The sequence below is a fragment of the Corynebacterium kozikiae genome, assembly GCF_024580965.1.
Classification (GTDB): Bacteria; Actinomycetota; Actinomycetes; order Mycobacteriales; family Mycobacteriaceae; genus Corynebacterium; species Corynebacterium kozikiae.
The window spans coordinates 1-22,510 of the sequence record NZ_JANIKJ010000025.1; the positions used below are offsets into that span (position 1 = coordinate 1).

General features: G+C 59.6%; 21 protein-coding genes, 1 rRNA gene and 2 pseudogenes. 15 read left to right on the forward strand and 9 right to left on the reverse strand.

The annotated features are described in order from the left end of the window. On the forward strand, positions 1–1,747 hold a 1,747-nt coding region (locus NQ018_RS10400; protein WP_257060841.1), incomplete at its 5' end, for a Rib/alpha-like domain-containing protein. A 270-nt stretch (positions 1,748–2,017) separates the two neighbouring features. Here the strand turns inward: NQ018_RS10400 and NQ018_RS10405 are convergent. Next, positions 2,018–2,665, reverse strand: a complete 648-nt coding sequence (locus tag NQ018_RS10405; RefSeq protein ID WP_257060843.1) for a DedA family protein — start codon at positions 2,663–2,665, stop codon at positions 2,018–2,020. 185 nt (positions 2,666–2,850) lie between these two features. On the opposite strand from NQ018_RS10405, the gene trhO reads away from it, so the two are divergent. Continuing rightward, positions 2,851–3,783, forward strand: a complete 933-nt coding sequence (gene trhO / locus NQ018_RS10410) for an oxygen-dependent tRNA uridine(34) hydroxylase TrhO (RefSeq protein ID WP_257038657.1) — start codon at positions 2,851–2,853, stop codon at positions 3,781–3,783. Between the two features lie 296 nt (positions 3,784–4,079). Here trhO and NQ018_RS10415 read toward each other — a convergent pair whose 3' ends face one another. From NQ018_RS10415 to NQ018_RS10435, 5 genes are all read right to left on the reverse strand, one after another. Continuing rightward, positions 4,080–4,781 (reverse strand): DUF3800 domain-containing protein, encoded by a 702-nt coding sequence (locus NQ018_RS10415; RefSeq protein WP_257060844.1) that lies wholly within the window; start codon positions 4,779–4,781, stop codon positions 4,080–4,082. A 413-nt stretch (positions 4,782–5,194) separates the two neighbouring features. Further along, a complete protein-coding gene (locus NQ018_RS10420; RefSeq protein ID WP_257060846.1) occupies positions 5,195–5,677 on the reverse strand; it encodes a hypothetical protein in 483 nt (160 codons plus the stop codon). Positions 5,678–5,694: 17 nt separating this feature from the next. Beyond that, on the reverse strand, positions 5,695–6,360 hold the full coding sequence (locus tag NQ018_RS10425) for an SDR family oxidoreductase (protein ID WP_257060847.1): 666 nt from the start codon (positions 6,358–6,360) through the stop codon (positions 5,695–5,697). A gap of 69 nt (positions 6,361–6,429) precedes the next feature. After that, positions 6,430–7,359: a universal stress protein gene (locus NQ018_RS10430; protein ID WP_257060848.1), complete on the reverse strand. Its 930-nt coding sequence runs from the start codon at positions 7,357–7,359 to the stop codon at positions 6,430–6,432. A gap of 8 nt (positions 7,360–7,367) precedes the next feature. Then, complete coding sequence (locus tag NQ018_RS10435) at positions 7,368–7,844, reverse strand: MarR family winged helix-turn-helix transcriptional regulator (protein WP_373566940.1); 477 nt, start codon at positions 7,842–7,844, stop codon at positions 7,368–7,370. Between the two features lie 95 nt (positions 7,845–7,939). Here NQ018_RS10435 and NQ018_RS10440 point away from each other — a divergent pair, with 95 nt between their 5' ends. The 8 genes from NQ018_RS10440 (at position 7,940) to dnaB (ending at position 16,744) form a co-directional block, all read left to right on the forward strand. Then, positions 7,940–8,314: a DUF5318 family protein gene (locus tag NQ018_RS10440; RefSeq protein WP_257060849.1), complete on the forward strand. Its 375-nt coding sequence runs from the start codon at positions 7,940–7,942 to the stop codon at positions 8,312–8,314. Between the two features lie 100 nt (positions 8,315–8,414). After that, positions 8,415–10,625, forward strand: coding sequence for a transglycosylase domain-containing protein (locus NQ018_RS10445; protein ID WP_444861405.1), 2,211 nt, complete (start codon positions 8,415–8,417; stop codon positions 10,623–10,625). Between the two features lie 223 nt (positions 10,626–10,848). After that, positions 10,849–11,028, forward strand: a complete 180-nt coding sequence (locus NQ018_RS10450) for a hypothetical protein (RefSeq protein WP_257060868.1) — start codon at positions 10,849–10,851, stop codon at positions 11,026–11,028. Between the two features lie 193 nt (positions 11,029–11,221). Continuing rightward, positions 11,222–11,509: a 30S ribosomal protein S6 gene (rpsF, locus tag NQ018_RS10455; RefSeq protein ID WP_257039218.1), complete on the forward strand. Its 288-nt coding sequence runs from the start codon at positions 11,222–11,224 to the stop codon at positions 11,507–11,509. A 73-nt stretch (positions 11,510–11,582) separates the two neighbouring features. After that, complete coding sequence (locus tag NQ018_RS10460) at positions 11,583–12,185, forward strand: single-stranded DNA-binding protein (RefSeq protein WP_257060851.1); 603 nt, start codon at positions 11,583–11,585, stop codon at positions 12,183–12,185. Between the two features lie 99 nt (positions 12,186–12,284). Continuing rightward, positions 12,285–12,737 carry a 50S ribosomal protein L9 gene (rplI, locus tag NQ018_RS10465; RefSeq protein WP_257060853.1) on the forward strand — a complete coding sequence of 151 codons (453 nt, stop codon included), beginning with the start codon at positions 12,285–12,287 and terminating at the stop codon, positions 12,735–12,737. 616 nt (positions 12,738–13,353) lie between these two features. Next, on the forward strand, positions 13,354–15,234 hold the full coding sequence (locus tag NQ018_RS10470) for a glycoside hydrolase family 15 protein (protein ID WP_257060855.1): 1,881 nt from the start codon (positions 13,354–13,356) through the stop codon (positions 15,232–15,234). A 40-nt stretch (positions 15,235–15,274) separates the two neighbouring features. After that, positions 15,275–16,744, forward strand: coding sequence for a replicative DNA helicase (gene dnaB / locus NQ018_RS10475; protein ID WP_257039213.1), 1,470 nt, complete (start codon positions 15,275–15,277; stop codon positions 16,742–16,744). Between the two features lie 22 nt (positions 16,745–16,766). Here the strand turns inward: dnaB and NQ018_RS10480 are convergent, their stop codons facing one another. Then, entirely contained in the window at positions 16,767–16,973 is a 207-nt protein-coding gene (locus tag NQ018_RS10480; RefSeq protein WP_257060856.1) for a heavy-metal-associated domain-containing protein, read from the reverse strand. Between the two features lie 120 nt (positions 16,974–17,093). Here NQ018_RS10480 and trxA point away from each other — a divergent pair, with 120 nt between their 5' ends. Together trxA and NQ018_RS10490 are read left to right on the forward strand one after the other, a co-directional pair. Then, entirely contained in the window at positions 17,094–17,471 is a 378-nt protein-coding gene (gene trxA / locus NQ018_RS10485) for a thioredoxin (protein WP_257039211.1), read from the forward strand. A gap of 140 nt (positions 17,472–17,611) precedes the next feature. Beyond that, complete coding sequence (locus tag NQ018_RS10490) at positions 17,612–18,442, forward strand: PspA/IM30 family protein (protein WP_257060858.1); 831 nt, start codon at positions 17,612–17,614, stop codon at positions 18,440–18,442. 63 nt (positions 18,443–18,505) lie between these two features. Here NQ018_RS10490 and NQ018_RS11660 read toward each other — a convergent pair. Continuing rightward, positions 18,506–18,844 (reverse strand): annotated as a pseudogene (locus tag NQ018_RS11660) (NYN domain-containing protein); the annotation flags it as partial. A 551-nt stretch (positions 18,845–19,395) separates the two neighbouring features. Then, positions 19,396–19,966: pseudogene (locus NQ018_RS11665) on the reverse strand (NYN domain-containing protein); the annotation flags it as partial. A 353-nt stretch (positions 19,967–20,319) separates the two neighbouring features. Between NQ018_RS11665 and NQ018_RS10500 the strand changes: the two are divergent. The 3 genes from NQ018_RS10500 to NQ018_RS10510 all read left to right on the forward strand — a co-directional run. Continuing rightward, positions 20,320–20,694 (forward strand): GntR family transcriptional regulator, encoded by a 375-nt coding sequence (locus tag NQ018_RS10500; protein ID WP_257060862.1) that lies wholly within the window; start codon positions 20,320–20,322, stop codon positions 20,692–20,694. Positions 20,695–20,825: 131 nt separating this feature from the next. Beyond that, positions 20,826–21,917, forward strand: coding sequence for a hypothetical protein (locus NQ018_RS10505; protein ID WP_257060864.1), 1,092 nt, complete (start codon positions 20,826–20,828; stop codon positions 21,915–21,917). Positions 21,918–22,396: 479 nt separating this feature from the next. Beyond that, a 16S ribosomal RNA gene (locus NQ018_RS10510) occupies positions 22,397–22,510 on the forward strand; the annotation flags it as partial.

Consider the following 22,510-nt stretch of genomic DNA (forward strand, 5'->3'; position numbering starts at 1 on the left):
TGGTTCTACGGATTCTACGACCGCTCCGTTCCAGTTGGACACCGATGGCGATAAAACCCCTGATGTCACCGATGAGGACGACGATGGTGATGGTTTCACCGACGAGGATGAGAAGAAGGAGGGTACTAACCCGAAGGATCCAAACTCCAAGCCGGATGGAACTCCGTCGACTTCCACTGGTACTCAGGCGGATGACATCACTCCTACCTGGGATAATTCTTCTACCAAGCCTGGTGAGCCGGTAACTGTTCCAAATACTGGTGAAGCATTGCCAGATGGTTCTGATGTTGTTGCTACTCCTGGGGATCCAGCGTGGGATGTCAAGGTGAATCCAGATGGTTCCATCACGGTGACCCCTCCTGCGGATGCCAGCGTTGGTGATAAGACCACGGTGACTGTTGAGGTGACTTACCCTGATGGTTCTAAGGACACTGAGACCTTCACTGTGACGGTGGATCCTTCTGATAAGGATGTCTACACCCCGGATTGGGATAACAAGGTGACCGATCCTGGTGAGCCGGTAACTGTTCCGAACACTGGTGATGAGTTGCCTGATGGTTCCGATGTGGTTGCTACTCCTGAGGATCCGACGTGGGATGTGACGGTGAACCCAGATGGTTCTGTGACGGTGACGCCTCCTGCGGATGCCAGCGTTGGTGATAAGACCACGGTGACTGTTGAGGTGACCTACCCTGATGGTTCGAAGGAGACTGAGGACTTCACTGTGACGGTTGGGGATCCAACCGGTGCTGGTGATGATGCCACGAACACCACTCCGAACTGGGATAGCACTGAGACCAAGCCAGATACCCCTGTTGAGGTGCCGAACACTGGTGATGAGCTGCCTGATGGTTCTACCGTAACCGCAACGCCTGATCAGCCTGGTTGGACTGCTGAGGTTGATCCAAATACCGGCACTGTGACGGTGACGCCTCCTGCGGATGCGAAGCCTGGCGATAAGACCACGGTGACTGTTGAGGTGACCTACCCTGACCCTGATGGTTCCACCGATACTGAGACCTTCACGGTGACTGTGGGTGACACTGATGCGAATTCCACCACTCCGGATTGGAACAACTCTGAGGTCAAGCCTGGTGAGTCTGTGACTGTTCCAAATGATGGTGATGCGTTGCCAGCTGATGCTACCGTGACTGCGGAGTCTGATAAGGGTTGGACCACTACGGTGAATCCTGATGGTTCTATCACGGTGACGCCTCCTGAAGGTGCGAAGCCTGGTGATAAGACCACGGTGACTGTTGAGGTGACCTATCCTGATGGTTCGAAGGACACTGAGACGTTTACGGTGACTGTGTCTGATTCTGCGAACAACACGCCTTCTACCCCTGGTGATGGTGGTTCCAACAATGGTGGTTCCTCTAACGGTGGTGGTTTGTTGCCGTGGATTATCGGTGGTGCGATCATCGGTGGTCTGGCTAATGGTTCCTCGAATGGTTCCAGCAATGGTTCTTCCAACGGTTCTTCCAATGGTTCTGCTGGTGCAAACCAGAGCAACCAGGGTAACCAGGGCAACCAGAACAACCAGGGCACTCAGGGTGAGCAGGGTCAGCAGCCTTCTAAGGGTGTGCAGCCTGGTCAGTCCGCGCAGTCTGCTCAGCCTGCTAAGGGTGTGCGTGGTGCGTTGGCGAACACCGGTGTGTCTGGTGTGGTAGCTGCTCTTGCCGCTGCGCTGCTTGCTTCTGCTGCTGGTGCGTTGCTGTTGGTGACCCGCCGCCGCAAGGAAAGCTAAGCACCAACAATCAGGTGGATGAAACACTCCACCTGTAAAAGCCAGAGACTCAGTGGATCGGGTACAGCGATGGGTCGCTGCACAAGATCCGCTGAGGCCTCACAACGTTGAGCGGAGGCGGTGAGCTTTACCGCTCCCCCTCGCAGCTCACACACTTTTGGGTGACAAGGGACACGCGCCGAGTACGGCCACACAACGTGGCTGCACTCGGCGCACTTGTATATACAAAAGCCGCCAACCAAAAGTTGGCAGCGAGGAAGAACAACAAACTTATTCAGTGGCCAAGGCTGGTGCAGTGGCTGCCGGGCGCGCCTTGCGGCCCTTGAAAAACTCCACAACCAGTGGGAGCACAGACACCGCGACAATGCTCAACACAATTACCTCAAAGTTGTGCTGCACAAAGGGGACCTCACCGAGCAAGTAGCCCACCACCGGCACACCACAGCCCCACACCAGGGCGCCCACCGCGTTGATGAACACAAACTTGCGGTGATCCATCTTGTTCACGCCGGCGAGCACCGGCACCACCGTGCGGATTACCGGAATGAAGCGACCCAGGAACACTGCGATGGTGCCACGAGTAGCAAAAAACTCTTCTGCACGGGCGATGCGCTCCGGGCCAATCTTGCGGCCTGCCCAACCCTGCAACGCCAAAGGCCCGAACTTGCGGCCAATGATGTAGCCGGTTTGGTCGCCAACAAACGCCGCAACACCCACCGTGAACATCACCGCCCATAAGGGCGCAAATGGTTGCGTGCTTGCTGAAAGCATGCCTGCTGCAAACAGGAGGGAATCCCCTGGGAGGAAAAAGCCGATCAGGAGCCCGGTCTCGGCAAAAACTACAAGAGCCAAACCGATCAGGCCATACGCACCGATGAGGGCCTGGACGTCGGTGAGCATTTGGATGAAGGATGTCATTCGCAACACGCTATTTCGCCTGCGTATGAGCAGCCCCCGAGAAGGCTGCGAAAACCCTGGCAACCAGCCAGATGTTGGATAGCAAAAGCGGTACCAGCTTCCCTGCAACCGCACCGCCCACTGTGACCGGCGTCCTGTTTGCCGTGGGGGCGTCGGTAAGCGTGAGGAGAGTAGAATGATTCCCCGTGGCACAAAGCAAAATCCTCTTGTATTACAAGTTCACCCCTATCGCTGACCCCAAGGCGCTGATGCTGTGGCAGCGGGAGCTGTGTGAGCTGCTCGGGCTGAAAGGCCGCATCCTCATCTCTGAGCACGGCATCAATGGAACCGTGGGCGGGCCGATGGATGCGTGCAAGGCGTATGTGCGGAAGTTCCGCGAATACCCAGGGTTCCGCGGCACCGAGTTTAAGTGGTCCGAAGGCGGGGCGGAGGATTTCCCCAAGCTCAGCGTGAAGGTTCGCGATGAGATCGTGGCCTTTGGCGCACCAGGGGAGCTGAAGGTGGATGAGCGTGGCGTTGTTGGCGGCGGCGTACACCTCAAGCCGGAGGAAGTAAACAAGCTGGTGGAGGAACGCGGCGATGAAGTGGTGTTCTTCGACGGGCGCAACGCAATGGAGGCGCAAATCGGCAAGTTTAAAAATGCCGTTGTGCCAGACGTGAACACCACCCACGATTTCATCCGTGAACTGGAATCCGGCAAATATGACTGGATGAAGGACAAGCCGGTGATCTCCTACTGCACAGGGGGCATCCGCTGCGAGATCCTTTCCTCCCTCATGAAGAACCGCGGCTTCAAAGAGGTCTACCAAATTGATGGTGGCATTGTGCGCTACGGCGAAAAGTACGGCAATGACGGCCTCTGGGAAGGCTCCCTGTACGTCTTTGACAAGCGCATGCACATGGAGTTCGGCGCTGGCGTGGAAGACCCAGGCTTCATCCAACTCGGCCACTGCGTGCAATGCGGTGCGGCCACCAACAAGTTTGAGCACTGCATCAATGAGGACAACTGCCGTGAGCTGGTCCTCATGTGCCCAAGCTGCTACGAGAACGTGGAAACCCGCAACTGCGGGCGGGAAGATTGTAAAGAAGTAGCCCGCCAAGCAGCGCTTGCTGGCTAATTTGTAGCTGGCCTGTGCTGGCTCGCGCTTGGGCGCTTGGGCGCTTGGCGGGGGCTGGTTGGCGGGGCTTTGGGAGATGCCCTCGCACGCATCGTCGCAGGCCACGCAGTGGTTGGGGGCAACGTAATTCATGGAAGCCACCGTGCCCACTGGGGAGGAGATGCGGGTAGGTGGCGCAAGTTGAACGGTGAAATATCTTGACCAAAAGCGCCAAAAGGGTAAGATTGAGGCCACGACGAGCCGGATACCGGAGCGTTGTCGCCTGGAGCCGCGTGGGCTCCAGAGCTTTTTCTTGATTAAGGAAGCCACTTCCGCTCATGCACGAGGGCAGGGCCGAGCGCATTTCTGAGTCGCGTGGTGGTTCTACGTATCGGCTTACTAGCGTACGTTTCTTCTCGGTGGCGGCGTAGCACGTAGGCACACATGTCTGCCGCCTGCACGCCCCTACTTTCCCTAGAGTCAACAAACTGAATGTCGCCGTCAATGCAAAGTAGCTTTTGGCTACGATTGCCCGGGGTGCCAACTCGGGTAAATCTTTGAATTGCCTCGTTAAAGTCGTCTTGTTGCGGCACCATGTCGGCGATGACCTTGCGCATCTTCCCTTTGAGTGCGCAATACTCATTGACACGCTCGAGCGTATGACGCAGCGCCACCTCGTGAGGACTATCCGGGTACTTGTAGCGTGCATTGAGCCGATTAACATCAACGCCTTCAAGGTAAACCCTGGCACCCGAGTTCTGTATAGCGTGCAATACCTTTTGATAGATGGACACACGCGCACCAAAATTGCCATTGAGGCTCTTCCAGTCGTCCAGCCCATTCATCAGGGCATGGCCATGGAATTCGGGCGAAGTAAGCCAACCGTTCCGCTCTCGCAGACCATCGGCAAGCACATCGAGCCTGGTCAGCAGGGTCTCACATTGTTTTTCGTCAACTAGGACGCCCGCCACGTAATAGTGATCTTTCTGATAGGACTCGTCAACGAAGAGTTGATACATGTGGGGTGTACTCCTGTCGCCTGGGTACTAATGACCATAACCCACGCGCCGATGACACAACGAGACATGGACATCGGAGTTCTCTTCGTAGGTGGCATCCCTCACCAACAGACCTCACTCCACTGTCGGTACACCAAGTACTGTCGGTGCACCAAGAAGAGGTGTGGATTGTCATTGTTCACCGCCCATGCGCGGTCGGTGGCGTCAAAATCCACGCCGGAGAAATCCTCGCCGCGAAACGCGGCGGCGTCTGCCTCAGGGCCAAACTTCGCCGGGGCGAACTACAAGCCGGCGGGGTTGCCTCCTGCGCACAAAGCGACGGAAAGAGGAACTGCAAAGGCAATAGCAGTAACAACAATGCCGCGAAGTAGCTTGGGGCGCTAGGAACTCCCCCTTAATGCCACCCCTCCCCTTTAGTGCCCCACAATGAGCATCTGCCCCACGGTGGTCATCCACAGCATGGACCAGGGCACCAGAATCCAGAAGGCGCCCATCCAAGGCCGCCACCGGGTGTAGTTGATGTATTTGCGGTACAGCATGATTGCGCAGCCGATCACGCCACCCACGGGAACTACAGAGGTGGCAAGTGGCCACCAGATTTCCGCTGTGCGGGAACAGATCCAGGTGGCGGTTCCGGCCTCGCACAGCTCACCACCTGCAAGGCGAGCCGGGATGGCCAACAGGAACGCCACCACAAAAGTGCCAAGGATCGTGCCGGCAGCCCACCAGATTGCCTGGCGGGTTGAGGCCTGGTTGCGGCGTGCCTCCTCGAGGGGGTCGGGGGCGTCGGCAAGCTCGTCGAAGTCCCGCGGAAACGGGCGGGGGAGGTTGGCGGAGTCGGCGTCTGCACGCAAATCATTTTCGGGGTGTTCGCTGTGCGAGCGGCCAAGCGCCATGCGCCCTCCTTCAAAGGTTAAGCGTTGGGGCGGATGGAAAGATCCTCAACCACCGCATCCGAAGCCGTAGAGATGATGCCAAGAATGTGGCTCGCCACCGTCTCAGCACGCAGGTACTGGCTTGGATCATACTCCCCGCCCTCCTGCTTACGAATCTCCTCCTGCATCACGGTGGCAATACGTCCAGGGTAGATGCTGCTCACCCGCAGCTCCTTCTCCTCCTGGCGCAGCGCATCCGCCCAAGCTCGGGCGGCAAACTTGCTGGCTGAGTACGCGCCCCAACCGGCGTGGGTGCGCTGCCCCGCACCGGAGTTCACATAAATCACCATGCCCTGGGCCGCGCGCAGAGCCGGAAGCAGCGCATTGGTGAGCGTTGCGGGGGCAACCACGTTCAGTTCAAAGTGATCCCGCCACGCCTGCGGCTCAATGTCTGCGGTGGCGCCGAGCTCACACATGCCTGCGCAGTGCACCAACACATCAACATGGCCAAGGTCCGGCGGGTACGCAAAGCCCTCCTCCGTGAAGTCTGCCTGCCACCAATTCACCTCACCCAATGGCACCTCACCAGGTTCCGTGCGGTACTGGGCGTACACGGTGTAGCCCACCGCGGCGAGCAACTGCGTGGTTGCCAAACCAACGCCCCCACTAGCGCCGGTGACTACTGCAATGCGGGGTTCCTCCATGGGGTCCTCCATTCATGGGTTTGTCTGCGTAGATTGAGCCAGGCAAACCCATGTGTGGGAGAGCCCTTGTCAGCGGCCTTGGCCCCCGTTGGGAATCATCAGCACTGGCACTTGGACGTGCTTGAGAATTTCCGTGGTTTGGGAACCCACGAACACGCGCTCAAAGGCGCCCAGCGGTGCGGAACCTAAACACAGCAGGTCCCCTTTCTTCCACCGGACGGCATCGAGTGCGCCCGCCCACCCCGTGCCGGAGCCCAGGTCTGTTTCCAGCCCAAGTTCGGGGAAGGCCTTTGCCACTTCATCGCGTGCACGATCAAGGGCCGCTAGTGCATTTTCCCGCCACTCATGCGTGAAGTCCACTGGGAGCTTCAAACTATCCGAAATCGGGGGTACGCCAAATCCATTTGGCGAAATTGCAAGGATACGCAAACCCACATTCCACCGGGTAGCCAACCGGGCGGCGCGCAGCAGCGCAGCAGGGTCCGTCTCCTGGCCAATGTAGGCAAAATTCACCCTGGTCACGCCACGTTTCGAGAGCCTTGGGGCGCGCGGCGCGAGGGCGAGGGGGCGCGGTGATCCGTGCAGCATGGCGTCGGCAGTTGTGCCCGCCATAAATTTGCCTTTCGGCGCGGTGGCGGCGGCCCCCATGATGATCATGTCTGCACCAAATTCGGCTGCAGCCTCGCTGAGCATTGCTGCCTCATTGGTGCCGTCGGAAAGCACCGCTACCTTCTTGTCCCGTGCCCCCGAGCCAATGCCTGCTTCCTCGAGCGCGCGAGTTGCGGCGTGCTCGTAGGCGGCCTGCTCCTTTTTGATCCACTTTTTGTATTTACTGCCCAACTTGGCAATGGAGGTGGATGGCCAGGGGCGCAGTAAGGTGGTGATGCAGCGAACGCGCACGTCAGTGGTGCGCGCCAGCCACGCTGCACATTCCAGGGCCTCGGGGCCGGGCGCCGTTGGGCTCCACGCAACGAGGAGTCGAAGCGGCTTTTCACTCATGAACAGTGCTACTCCAAGCCCTCGGCGTAGGCATCGCCCAACGCCTGAATCGCTTGGGTGATCCGCGGCAGGTCATCCGCGAACTCCTCTGGCATGGCGTCCAAGAGTTGCGCCAGGTAGTGGATGCGCTCCTCCCCTACCCGCTCCAGCTCCTCGGAGCCCTTCTGAGTCACGCGAACCTGGACGCCCCGGCGATCCTTCGGGTCACGCACGCGCTCCACTAAACCCCGCTCCTCCAAAGTGTGCAGCAAATTCGATGCGGTAGGCATACGGATTCCCTCAGCGGCAGCGAGCTGATTAATGCGGGTGGCACCCTGGTTCTCTAGGCGAGAAAGCAGGCTGAGCTGCGGCCCAGTGAGATCAGACTGCTCCGCCAGGCGGAAATACAGCACGTAAAGGCGGGTCATTGCGGGGCGGATTGCCCGCGCCCAGTCCAACGCAGCCTGAGAAGGCTGTTTTTCCTGCTGCTGGGGAGTGATACTCATGCCTACCACTATAAGCAAGAGCAGAGGTGAGTTACTAAAAATTGGCACTCCTGCCCAACCGCGAGACTGTTGGAGTTCCGATTACACTCGCGGTGATGGCAACATTTTCCACCCCGGTCTCCCACATGCTCCAACGTGCCCAGGCGCTACGCGGACTCAAGGCAGGCGCCCGCAGGCAAGAGGAGCTTTGCGACGCCTCATTTCTCCTTTCCACAGCCGCGCAGTTCCATGGCACGCAGGCGGGAAGAACATGCCCTGTGTGCGCCTCGGATGAACTCAAAGAAGTGCTCTGGGTCCACGGGGAGGAACTGGGGCGCGCCTCCAACACCGCGCGCACCCATGAGGAGATTCTGCGCATGGCGGATGCGGGCGCACACTTTGAGGTGCACACGGTGGAAGTTTGCCCAGCGTGCCGGTGGAATCACATCTTGGTAGCCCGCAGCGTAGGCCCTGATGAAAAGCCTGAATAATGAGGTAAAGTAGTTACACACCTACGGCCGCGCCGCGCCTGCCATACCAGCAGCGTATGCGCAGGCCACTTCATTGTATGCAGCGTGAGGAACAAACACCGTGGCAGACCACTCCGCCGAACACTCCACCAACAGCACCTCTGCCTCTTCGGCCAAAGGCACCACCCGCAGCGGTGGGGCGCGCAGGTTGAAGAAGGCGGAAGGTGAGAAAAGCTGGGTCAAGCCCACCATTTGGGGCACCCTGGCCGCAGTGATCGCCGCACCTCTGGTGGCGTTCATGGTGGCCTACATCGTGGTGGACGTGCCCCGCCCGGGGGAACTCGTGTCCAAGCAGGTCTCTCAGATCTTCGCTTCCGACGGCACCACGGAGCTGGCCCGCGTAGTTCCCGCCGAGGGCAACCGTGTGGAAGTGCCGTTGGAAACCGTGCCGGAGGTGACCCGCAATGCGGTGCTTGCCGCGGAGGACCGCGAGTTTTATGAAAACAACGGTTTCTCCTTCACCGGCTTTGCTCGCGCGGCGATCGGTCAGATCACCGGCAACACCTCCGCCGGTGGTGGCTCCACCATCACCCAGCAATATGTGAAGAACATGCTGGTGGGTAATGACTACAGCTACATCCGCAAGGCCAAGGAGCTGGTCTACTCCGTGAAGATGGCCAATGAGTGGGATAAAGACACCGTGCTGGAGTCTTACCTCAACACCATCTACTTTGGCCGTAACGCTTATGGCATTGACGCTGCCGCCCGCGCCTACTTTGGCATCGGGGCCAGCGAGCTCAATGCCGCACAATCCGCTGTGCTGGCTGCATCCATCCAGCGCCCCTCTCAGTTGGACCCCTGGACCAACCGCGCCGAGGCTGAGGACCGCTGGAACTATGTGCTCGACGGCATGGTCTCCATCGGCGCTCTTACGGAGGAGGAGCGCGCAGCCCAGGTTTACCCGGAGGTCCAAGACCCAGCCCTCTACAGTGCATACACCGAGGCCACCGGGCCTAACGGCCTGATTAAGAACCAGGTGATCGCGGAGCTCGGCACCCTTGGCATTACAGAAGAAGATTTGCAGACCCTTGGCCTGCGCATCACCACCACCATTGACACCAAGGTGCAAAACGCCACCGTGGATGCCGTGGACGCCCAGATGCCGCAGCAGCAAGAAAACGTGCGTGTAGCAGCCGTGACCGTGGACCCCAACACCGGTGCGGTGCGCGGCTACTACGGCGGCGCGGACGCAGCGGGTTACGACTACGCCAATGCCGGCATCCCCACCGGCTCCACCTTCAAGATCTTCGCCGTGGCAGCCGCCCTCCAGCAGGGCATCCCAACCTCCGCGTACTACTCCTCAGAGCCTTTCCAGCTCTCCAACGGCGAGTACGTGGAAAGCGTCAATGGCGCCTCCTGTGGCACCTGCAGCATGAAGGAAGCCCTCATGAAGTCCTACAACCCCACCTTCCTGCGCGTGCAGGAAGACCTGGAAAACGGCACCCAGGACACCGCGGATATGGCACATGCACTGGGCATTGCACGCTCCATCCCCGGTGAGGCGCAGACGTTGACGGAAGGCGGCGCGCAGCCATACGAGGGCATTGTGTTGGGCCAGTACAACTCCCGCCCAATCGACATGGCTCACGCAGTGGCAACCCTTGCCAATGACGGCGTGTGGCATGAAACCTACTTTGTGGAGCGCGTGCAAACTGCCTCCGGCGAAACCCTCTACGAGCACCAGCCAAGTGAGGGCGAGCGCCGCGTCTCCGTGAACGTGGCCGCCAACACCATTGACGCCATGATGCCAATCGCCGCCTGGTCCGGTGGCAATACCCTGGCCGGTGGCCGCGTCTCCGCATCGAAGACCGGTACGGTGCAGCTCGGTGACACCGGCATGAACCGTGACGCCTGGATGGTTGGCGCTACCCCACAACTGGCAACTGCAGTGTGGGCCGGCACCAGTGACAACACAGCGTTGCTGAACTCCTGGGGCGGCTCCATGTACGGCGCTGGCCTACCCGCCACCCTGTGGAAATCCATCCTGGACGCTTCCCTGGAAGGCCAGGAATTCCAAACCTTCACCCCCGCTGAACCCCTTGGTTACGAGTCCAGCAACTACCAATACACCCCATCCTGGTCACCATGGAGCGGCTCCGGGCGCGGCAATAGCTGGGGCACTTCCGGCAACACCGCCACGGAGCAAAACGCGCCGGCAGAAGTAGTCCCAGAGGTTCCTGCCGCACCGGCGGTTGAGGTGCCCGTAGTGCCGGCAGCGCCAGAACCCGAATACATTGAGATCCTGCCGGGGGTCACAGTGCCGATTGGGTAGCGCTGCTCTTTCTTCAGGCTTGGTTTCGGCGGGGGTGCTGGCGCGTTGGTCGATAGATAGAAGTCGATATCACCTCAATTTTCCGAAAAAGGCCCGCCCTTTCGACCAACGCCTCGAGCTATCTACCTTGGGCTATCGACCAACGCAAAAACCACAACCGGGAATGGCTCGGGAATGGCGAGAGTGCAGTTCTGGAACCAGTGAGCCGCTAGAATCTTCAGATGTGTCTAGCGTAATGATCGTAGTAATGGCGTCCGTGGCCGTGGGTTTCCTCATGATTGCGGGCGCCTTTGCCAGCTTCAGCTACGGCAAACCGGCCGCGCTCACCTGGGGTCTGGGGATCGGTGCGCTCATCACCGTCACGGTTATCCCAACCGTGCTTGCGGTGTTCGTTGCGGCTTAAGGGCAAATCGGGGGCGTCGGAACGCAGCCGGAATCACACCGCTGTAATTCTTTTGCGTTGGCGGGGGAATCGACTTTTCGCAGGCGATGGGGTATCTTGGAACGGTTGCTGACGCAACGATCCTCCTGCCATATCCAGCAGGGGTATGGCCGAATACGAAATCATTACAAGACCATAGGAGGTGATGAGGTCCGTGCGTCACTACGAAGTTATGATCATTCTGGATCCTTCCCAGGATGAACGCACCGTTGCCCCGTCCCTGGACAAGTTCCTGGAAATTGTCCGCAAGGAAAACGGCACCGTGGAAAAGGTTGATATTTGGGGCAAGCGCCAGCTCGCATACCCAATCAACAAGAAGGAAGAGGGCATCTACGCTGTAGTGAACCTCAACTGCGAGTCCGCAACCGTTCTCGAGCTCGACCGCGTGTTGAACCTGAACGACGGCGTTCTGCGTACCAAGGTTCTGCGCGACGACAAGTAATACCGCACAAGGTATTGCCGATTCCCCGGATTGAATCACCGCGAAACTTCGCACCAGCCCAGAAAGGCACACCATGGCACAAGGAGATGTGAACATCACTGTGGTAGGCAACGTTGTTGCTGACCCAGAACTCCGCTTCACCCCAAGTGGTGCAGCAGTTGCCAACTTCCGCATTGCCTCAACCCCAAGGCGTTTTGACTCTCAGACGAACCAGTGGGTTGACGGCGAAGCAATGTTCCTGCAGTGCAACATTTGGCGTCAGGCAGCCGAGAACGTCGCGGAATCCCTCACTAAGGGCATGCGCGTCATCGTGACCGGCCGCCTGCGTCAACGCAGCTATGAAACCCGTGAAGGTGAAAAGCGCAGCGTCATGGAGATTGAGGTCGAAGAGGTCGGCCCATCCCTGCGTTACGCATCCGCAACGGTGAACCGCAACGCCCGCGAGGGTGGCTTCGGCGGCGGTCAGCAGCAGGGCGGCTTTGGCGGCGGCTCCCAAGGTGGGCCTCAGGGTGGCTTTGGTGGTTCGCAGGGCGGCTTCGGTGGCGGCGCCCCTAACTCCAATTCCGGTTCCGGTTTTGGTGGCGGCGCAGGCCAGCAGGCACCTGCAAATGATCCGTGGAACAGCGCTCCCCCAGCAGGCGGGTTCAGTGGCGCTGATGAAGAACCTCCGTTCTGATCACACCCACTACCGCAACTGCAGTAGAAGCAATCACTTTTCATTCTTTGCCGGGGCATGAACTCCGTTCCCGGTACCACACCACGAAAGGCAGGGATCATGAAGCTGATCCTCACCGCCGACGTTGACAACCTCGGTGTCGCAGGCGACATCGTTGAGGTCAAGGACGGCTACGGACGTAACCTCCTGCTTCCTCGCGGCCTGGCCATCGTCGCCACCCGCGGCGCAGAGAAGCAGATCGAGGGCATCAAGCGTGCACAGGAAGCTCGCGCAATCCGCGACCTGGACCACGCGAAGGAAGTTAAGGCACAGCTCGAGGCACTGGAAGGTGTTTCCATCGCCGTGCGCACCTCTGAGAAGGGCAAGATCTTCGGCTCCGTTTCTGCCGATGACCTTGCAGCAGCAGTCAAGAACGCTGGCGGCCCATCTCTGGACAAGCGCAACATTGAGCTGAAGAAGAACCTGGTACAGGCTCTTGGTTCTTACTCTGCAAACGTGAAGCTGCACGATACCGTTGCAGCAACCGTAAACTTTGAGGTCGTTTCCGCCTAAGCGGCACACAGAAACGACGGCCCACCGATAAATGGCGGGCCCAACGACAACAGCAACCAAGCGGCCCCGCTGCCTCCTCGTGGAGGTGCGGGGCCGTTTGGCTTTGGTGGGCACCGGGCTGTTTGTGGGAGGCGGGGGCGTCGGAAGTTGCTCCGTAAGGGGTGATCCGCGCGCCGGCGATGGCCCCGCCTGGACCCGCTGTGGCCGGAATGTCCGTTTGAAAATCACCCCTCCTGGCACTCGGGGTGCCCTGTGGAAAACAAACGTGCAGGTAGTGGAATTTCCCTGCTTGAACAACGATTTTCGCGCTGTCAAATGCCCAGTTCAGGCCCTGTTCACGATCAAATTGCACAGTTGAAAACAGGCGCTGAACTGCATTTTTCTCGAGTTAATCCGCACTTTATCCACAGCCCTTGTGAGTTTTCACCAGCGATCCTCACACATTTTCCACAACCCCTGTGGAAAACTCGCAAAATCTCAATGTGAGATTAAGGGGTACCGCGCCGATCCCCCCACCGCCAAGCCGCTCACCAAGCCGCGCCGCCCCTCAGCAAATTCGCCAGAGAATCCGTGCGTGTCTGGGGGTGCATGTAAAAAGGAACCTATGGAAAACCAAATGCAACAGAACCAGGCCCAAGTGCAGGCGGCGCGGCATCGCTCGGTGCCGTTGGAGGAATACGCGCTGCTTTCGGATTTGCAAACGGGTCCGCTGGTAAGCAGAGACGGCAGCGTGGATTGGCTGTGCCTGCCGCGCTTCGACTCCCCCGCTATCTTCACCTCCATCCTGGGCACGCCTGACGACGGCCGCTGGAAGCTGTTTATCCGTGGTGCTGCCGTGGTGGAGCGTCGTTACCGGCCAAAGACCTTCATCCTGGAGACCATCTGGGAGAGCCCCTCGGGCAGGGCTAAGGTCACGGATTTTCTGCCGCCGTCTACGGTGCAGGCTGACCTTGTGCGCCGGGTGGAATGCCTGGAGGGCGAGGTGGTGGTCTCGCATGACATGCGGGTCCGCTTCAACTACGCGCGTGCCCTGCCCTGGTTCCGCCAAACCACCCTTCCGCACACCGGCGAACCAGCCCTGCTGTGTACTGCGGGCCCCGACGGCCTCCTACTCAGTGGCCCGATGTTGTATGACACCCAGGAGCCCGAGCAGGAAATTCCCGAGCAGGCGCCAAATGCCGTGGTGCCGCGCTTGGTGGGTGACTTCGTGCTGCGCAAGGGTGAGCGCTTGGACTGGCAGCTCACTTGGTTCCCCTCTTGGCAGCCCACTCCCCAACCGGCAGACGCCAACGCCGCAGAGGCAGAGACTGAGGCCTTCTGGTGCGACTGGCTGGCAAACCTTGAGGTGGCAAGCCCCTGGGCGCAGCAGGTCACGCGCTCCCTGCTGGTGCTGCGGGCGCTCACACACTCGGACACCGGCGGAATCGTGGCCGCACCTACCGCGAGTCTGCCGGAGGACTTCGGCGGCGTGCGCAACTGGGACTACCGCTACACCTGGTTGCGCGACGCAGCACTCACCGTGGAAGTGATGGCCGGGCATGGCTTTGCCGACGGCGCCCTCGCCTGGCGGGACTGGCTCCTGCGCGCCGTTGCGGGGGATCCGGAAAACCTGCAGATTATGTACGGTCTTGGCGGTGAACGTGAGCTCCCTGAGCAAGAGCTTGGCCACCTCATGGGCTATGAGGGCTCGCGGCCCGTGCGCATTGGCAACGGTGCGGCCAGCCAATACCAGGCAGACGTGGTGGGTGAGGTGATGCTTGCGCTGGCTAAGTTGCGCGACGCTGGCCTGGCCGAGGACGAGTTCTCCTGGGGCCTGCAGCGCACCTTGCTGGACTACACCGTTGCCAACATCCACCGCAAAGACCACGGCATTTGGGAAATGCGCGGCGATCTCCACTACTTCACCCACGGGCGCGTGATGATGTGGGCCGCGTTCAACGAGGGCATCCGCGCCGTGGAACAGCACGGCCTGGAGGGTGATGTGGAGTCCTGGCGCTACCACCGTGACATGCTCCGCGAGGAAATCCTGCACAAGGGCTTCAATGAGCAGCTCGGCAGCTTCACCCAGGCATATGGCTCCACAGAGGTGGACGCTTCCCTGCTGCAACTGCCGCACACGGGGTTCATCGAGGCCACCGACCCCAAGATGCTGGGCACCGTGGCGCAGATTGAGCGCGACCTCATGGACGAGCACGGCCTGGTGTACCGCTACCGCACCGAGCACGGCGTAGACGGCCTCGCCGGCGACGAATACCCCTTCCTCATCTGCACCTTCTGGCTCATCGAGCAGTACGCCGCCTCCGGCCGCCTGGAAGAGGCGAAGCAGCGTATGGAGCAACTGGTGGGCTACGCCAACGAGCTGGGCCTGCTCAGTGAGGAATACGACCCCGCCTCTCAGCGCCTCGCCGGCAACTTCCCCCAAGCCTTCAGCCACCTTGCGTTGATCCGCGCGGCGGACGCCATCGAGCTTGCGCAGGCCCAAAGCGAGGCCTCCTAAAAGGCTATACTGACTGGGCAAACCTCCAAGGAAGGACTCAATGAGCACGCCGAGCTTTGATGACGCCTACGTCCCGCCTACCGACGCGGACGCGCCGGCACCCGATTACGGGGACCTTCCCGCGTCGCCGTCTGGTGGAGGTGGGGGTTCCAGGCGTGGGCGCGCTAAGCAGGAGTTCCCCACCAGCGAGTTCCGCCAACCTCCGCATGACACCAAGGCTGAACAAGGCGTGCTCGGTGCAATGCTGCTCAGCTCCAACACAGTGGTAGAGATCGTGGAGCTGCTCAGCCCGGAGGACTTTTACCGCCCTGCCCACCAGCTCATCTACAACGCCATCCTGGGGTTGTTCTCTGACGGCAAAGAGATTGACTCGGTTATTGTTGCTGGCCGCTTGGACCGCAACAATGAGCTGGAACGCGCTGGTGGCGCGCCCTACCTCCACGACCTCATCTCTGGCGTGCCCACCGCGGCGAACGCCCGCTACTACGCGGAGATCGTGGCGGAAAAGGCCCTGCTGCGCCAGTTAGTGAACGCCGGCACCCGCGTGGTGCAACTGGGGTATGAAGGTTCGGAGGGCGCTGAGGTGGAGTCGGTGATCGACCGCGCTCAGCAGGAAGTGTTCAACATTGCCAAGAAGAACACCAGCGAGGACTACGCGGTGCTTGCCGACGCCCTGCAGCCCACCATGGAGGAGTTGGACCAGATTGCGCAGGCCGGTGGCCTTGCGCAGGGTGTGCCCACGGGTTTTGCTGACTTGGACGACCTCACCAATGGCCTGCACGGCGGCCAGATGATCATTGTCGCTGCGCGCCCCGGCGTGGGTAAATCAACCTTGGCGCTGGACTTTGTGCGCTCCTGCTCCATCAAGCACGGCAAAGCCTCCGTGATCTTCTCCTTGGAAATGAGCAAGTCGGAAATTATCATGCGCTTGCTCTCCGCGGAGGCGGAGGTGCTGCTTTCAGAGATGCGCTCCGGCAAGCTCAACGATCAAGGCTGGCAGAAGCTGGTTTCCAGGGTGGTGGAAATTGAAAACTCCCCTATCTTCATTGACGACTCTGCCAACCTCACCATGATGGAAATTCGCTCCAAGGCGCGCAAGCTCAAGCAAAAACACGACCTACAAATGATCGTGGTGGACTACCTCCAGCTTATGAGCTCCGGGCGCCAAGTGGAATCCCGCCAACAGGAAGTTTCCGAGTTCTCCCGCCAACTCAAACTGTTGGCCAAAGAACTCAACGTGCCACTGATCGCCATCTCCCAGCTCAACCGTGGCCCCGAATCCCGCACCGACAAGCGCCCCCAGCTTGCCGACCTCCGCGAATCCGGCTCCCTGGAGCAGGATGCGGACATGGTAATGCTCCTCTACCGCCCAGACTCCCAGGACAAGGACTCAGAGCGTTTGGGTGAAGCAGACATCATCTTGGCCAAGCACCGCGGCGGCCCAATTGACACGATCCGCGTTGCTCACCAACTGCACTTCTCGCGCTTCAAAGACATGCCGCGCGGATAGCGGCTCGCCGTAGGGGTGGTGCCTATTCGGGCGCCACCACGCTGTAACCGGCTTCTTCTACTGCGGCGGTGATGTCGGCGTCGGAAAAATCCTCCCCCGTGACCGTGACCCGGCCGGATGCGAGGTCTACTTCAACGCCTTGCGCGCCGGGGATTTGGGAGATTTCTTCGGTGACGGATTGGGCGCAGTGTTCGCAGGTCATGCCGGAAACCTGATAGTTCTTGGTCATGGTGAAGTTCTCCTAAGCTCGCGGGCGCGATTGTGGTTTTGGGAATATGCTGGGGTGAATGCCTGTTGGCACCCATTAGACAGCTATTACACCTAGCAACCGTTTTAGAGGAGATATTTCATGGCAACCATTGATGTGACTGAAGACACCTTCGAGCAGACCGTGACGCAAGACGGCATCGTTTTGGTAGACGCTTGGGCATCCTGGTGCGGGCCTTGCCGCGCATTCGCCCCGACCTTTGAGAAGGCGTCGGACAACCACCAGGACGCCGTGTTTGCAAAGCTGGACACCGAGGCCAATGAGGGCCTTTCCGCCGCACTGCAGATCCAGTCCATCCCCACCCTGATGGTGTTCCGTGACGGCATCATGGTTTACCGCGAGGCCGGCGCCCTCCCACCAGCCGCCCTTGAAGATCTGATTACCCAGGTCAAGGGCTTGGACATGGACGACGTCCGCCGCCAGGTAGCCGAGGCTAACGGCGGTAGCGCCGAGGCTTAAGTCTCACAAGGCGCTTGTGCTTGGTGCGGTCAGCTACCGCCCAAGGTGCCCCCAGTGAGAGAAACCGTGTGCATTTATTCAGTTTGCGCACGGTTTTTCCGTATGCTGGGGGCAAACCGTGCAAAAGCTAAAGGATTACTATGGCTAACCCATTTTCCAAGGGCTGGAAGTACCTGACTGCCTCCCTGGACCAGAAGATCGACGAAAACGCCGACCCAATGGTGCAAATCCACCAAGCCACCGAGGCGGCCAAGCAGCAGCACGAGGCGATTGCTCGCCAAGCCGCGCAGGTGATTGGCAACCGCAATCAGCTTGAGATGAAGCTCAACCGTCTGCTCGCCGAGCAGGAGAAATTGGCGGGGAATGCGCGCAGTGCGCTGCAGGCCGCTGACTCCGCCGATTCTCCAGAGAAGGCGCAGCAGTTCAACGGCGCCGCGGAGCTCTACGCAACCCAGTTGGTGAGCGTGGAAACCCAAATTGAGGAAACCAAGGCTCTGCACGCCCAGGCAGTTACCGCTTCTGAACAGGCAACTTCCCAGGTGAAGCAGTCTGAGGCGAAGCTCGCTGAGCAGCTTGCGCAAATCGACGAGCTCCGTACCCAGGTGCAGCAAACCGGGATGCAGGAAGCCACCACCCAGGCGGTGGAGCAGATGGCTGGCGTGCAGACTGACCCGAGCGTTCCCACCCTTGACGCTGTGCGCGAGAAGATTGAGCGCCGCTACGCCAACGCGCTTGGCCAGCAGGAACTGATGCATCACACCATGGGCGAGCGAATCCACGAGATCGAGGCCGTAAGCACTGACACCCGCGCTGCCGCGAAGCTCGACGAGATCCGCGCCCAACTCGCTGCGGGTGGCGGTTCCGCGCAGAAGGCGCTGGAGGACGCCGCCGAGAATGCCGGGGATACCGGGGATGCCGGGGATGCCGAAACCGACTCCACTTCCGCTTCCAACGAGCAGTCCAAGAACTAACCGGTTGCGCCAGAAAGAACCCCCAAGACCTCTTAGCTGCAGGTTTTGGGGGTTTTGTGATATCTAGCCGCGTTGGTTGTTCACGAGGACGCCGCGGATGCCGGAGTGGAATCCGTCGCGCAGCGCCACGCGCTGGCTTTCCGTGAGCGTGTACTCGTGCAGCGTCTCGCAGGCGAATTGCAGCAATGGTCTGTCGATCTCTGGCGGTAGGCCGCCGCCGGAGAGCAGATGTGCGGAGTCGCGTTGTTCGGGGGTGGCGGCGTTCTCGTACCACCAAATCGCGTACTGTTGGCCCACGTCAAACGGTGATTGGTAGCCGGCGGAGGACCACACTTCATTTGGCAGCGGCACATAGCGCGAACGCAGCTTGCGCCGGGGAGCCATCATGGAAGGGTTGGGGGTTGCCTTTGCGACGCTGCCCGGCGTCGGCATGTTCCCCGGAGAAGTGGCAGCGCTCGCGCCCGTAGGTGCGGCTTGCGTCGCTTCATCAGATTGACCGGTGGTTTTGGTAACCGTGACCTCTACCGATTCCTCAACCCTGGAGGTCACCCGCACGGTTTGCGTCTCAGATTGAGGCGCTGCCTCTTCTTGCCCAGGTTCAGGTGCTGGTGCTGGTGTAGAAGCTGGAGCCGGAACAGGCCGCCCGGAATGTCCGGATATTCCGGACATTCCGGACGTTCCGGACGTTCCGGAGTCTCCCGACATTCCAGCTTTCGCGACGGAGGGATTGACGGAGGGACTGGTAGTTGGGGTTTCCGCGTTGTGCGCCTCCACCAATTCCGCTTCAATAGTTTCCCCTTGATCCGCAGCCCCCAAGGGAGTCTCCGGGAGATCTGCGGCGCTGGGGGCGTCGTGAAGCTCCCCTTCCCTGGCTCCATCTCCGGACGCTGCATCCTCAGAAGTGGCATCTGAATTTGGGCTTGGGCTTGGGTCTTCGTCGTGCTCCTCGCGCTGGTGGACCACCGGCGGTAGCGGGCCTTCCAGGATTTCGAGTTGCATGCAGTCTGCAAAGTCCTCGCGAGGATCCAGGATGGTGGTGGAATCACACGCGTGGCGCAGGGCTGAAGACATGGAATCCCAGCCAAAGCCGTAGAGGTGCACCCGCACGCCGTGATTCACGGCTTCCTGGACACCCGGAATCATGTCGGCATCGCCGCTGACCAGCACGATGTCCGTGGTATCGCGCCGTACACCGGCAAGCACAAGATCTGCTACCAGGCGGGTATCTACTGCCTTTTGGGTGCGGCGCTCCCCCCACTCAATGAGTTGGCCAGCGCGAAGCTGCACACCATCGCAGGTGCGCAGGGCACGCTGATAGCGGTGCGGGCCAGATTCTGGAATGCCGTCATACCAAAACTGGCGATGAACCGGCTGGTGAAGATGTTGTTGAACCATCTGCCCGAGGGTGGACACCACCTCTGGCAGGTCAATTTCTAACTGTGCTCGTGCTCCTATTTCCCAAGAATTGTAAAAACTTGCCAACAAGTAGGAGGTGTCCACAAAGATTTGTGTGCGCTCAAGCATGGCTCCTGAAGTTTCCGTTCGTTAATCATTGCTAATTTGCTCAATTTCTCAGTAACTGACCGAAGTCACTGCTTATCACTTTGCCCCATTTTGGCCTGAGAGTCGATATTTTTTCGGTATTCCCTGGTCAATGCCCCTCCTTGGGTCTCAATTTTTGGAAACCCTTGGCGGTTGGGGCTGCCTCTGCTAGTGTAGTTGATTAGTTGAGTAACGAACACCCTTACCCCCAAAAGTCCACAACGTCCCAAACGGGCTTGGCTTGTTTGATGCTGCAGGGCCCATCCATGCTGGTGTGATGTGGCGCTGTGAGGCTTTGGGTTTGAAGTTTTCTGTGATGTCTTTGAGGAGGCTTTATGGATGAGACCGCTGCCCCACTGTTTCGGCAAGTGGCCTCGTTGGTGGAGGATTCCATCATTGACGGCGTGCTCGGCCCCGGTGCTCGCGCCCCTTCCACCAATGAGCTCGCCGACTTCCACTCGATCAACCCAGCCACCGCCCGAAAAGGGCTCAGCTTGCTGGTAGACGCCGGCATCCTGGAAAAGCGCCGTGGCCTGGGCATGTTTGTCACGGAAGAAGCGACGGAGCTCATCGCCAACCGACGTCACTCCGGGTTTGCTGCCAGCTACCTGGCGCCGCTCGTCGATGAAGCGATGCGCCTGCAAATCCCCCGCGATGAGCTCCACCTGCTCCTCGACAAAGTCTGTGAAAGCCGGGGGCTATATATGTAGGCCCACAATGAGCCCGCCTCGTGCGGGCGCGCAACCCGCCGAGATCTGCGCGTGCCTTGGCGTCAAAGGTACGAGGCCGCAGCTACACTGAAATGCATTACCGCAGGCAGACCACATCTTTGGAGCTCACAATGACCGCCCTTCAACGATTCGCACAACTCGCGCTTCGCCCCCACTGGTTCCTTGCTCTGCTCTTTGTGGGCCTCTACGCGGCCGTACTCAAATATGACGCGCCCCAAGCCGCGCTCCTGCTCCTCCTGGCGGCCGCTCCCCTGCTGCTCATCCGCACAAACCCCGTAACGTACGCGCGCCACAACTACGGGCCCGAATTCGCTCGTACCGACGAACAGCTCCTCCTATTCACCTATCTGCTGCTCTTCCTCGGTGCCGCCGCAATTTACCTCCCCAAAGGCGACGCCCTCACAACCGCCGCCCTCATGTTCCTCGCTGTCGCTGTAGTGGCGTGGCGTATCTGGCGCCTCAACCAACGCCCGCCCGCGGCCGTGCCAAGCGCTGCAGCTCGTTCCCGAACCACCCAAAGCAAAATCCGAAGCCAAGCCCCGCACGGCGGCAAGTTGAGCGCATACGACATCATCACACGCCCACTCCTCCAAGGCTGGATCATGCAAGTGATCTCGCTCAGCATCCTCATGGCGCTCATCAACGTCAGCATCCTCCTCGGATACCGGCCCACCAACAGCCCGCAAGCAACGGTCTTGGTGATCCTACTGGTCACCGCTGCAATCGGGGCCGCCGTCCAGCCGCCAGTGCAAAACGACGTGCGCGGCGCCAAACTTCCCCCCGTCTTCTGGCTGCGCCAGGCCGTAGCAATGGCGGTGGCTGTAATCCCAATCGTGGCACTTATAGTCACCATCGGCGTGTGGCCAATGGCGGGCACCTTCTTCTCCCTCTACGGTTTTGCCCTCGCGGTGGCGGCGTTGAGTGTGCCGTGGCAATTGGTGCTCCAGGTGGCGCATAACATGGTGCAGGTAGCAGTAATAATTCTGCTTCCTGCTGGTGTGCTTGCGCTTACTCAAATGACAGACAACAAACTCCACATCGGTATCGGTGCAGTTGTGATTGCACTGCTGCTATTTGCCTTGTTCCGTTACTGGGGCCAGGCCATCAACCAAGCGGTGGGCCTCAACGAGCTCCTCGGAATGAACGCAAATGCCGGAAGCAGCAAAGAAGGTAAAGAAGGTGTTGTGGGTTCTGCGCGGTGATTGTTGCAACCGATTGCTAAAAGCCACCTAAAGTTCATCAATTTTAGGCCTGTGGCCTGGGGGTTTGTGTTGTTGGTTGGTTGTGTGTAACTTTATGTGGGTCGCCGCGACCGACAGCGCCCCTTCACCTTTGTGTTTGGTGGAGTGTTGGCGGGAGGAAAACATGCGGTTGGCAAACACCTTTTTCACCGCTTTCGGTGGCTTTCCCCTTTTTGTGGGTTGGTTGCTGGGGTGTGTGGTGGTTGTTTGAGAACTCAATAGTGTGCCAATGTACTTAAAATATTTTTGTACTTTGTTTTTTTGGTTTTGTGTTGTGGTGTTGACCGGGCAAGTGTGGCTTGCTTGTGAAAATACTTATAGCTAAAAACTGTTTTTGTGTGTGGGGTTGTTCCTCGTCGGAGCCTCACACGCTTTTATTTTTTGCCAGTTGTTGGGCTTTCCAGCAATGTTGAAGCAAGGGAATTTGTTTTTTCTTGTTTTTTGTGGAGAGTTTGATCCTGGCTCAGGACGAACGCTGGCGGCGTGCTTAACACATGCAAGTCGAACGGAAAGGCCTAAAGCTTGCTTTGGGTACTCGAGTGGCGAACGGGTGA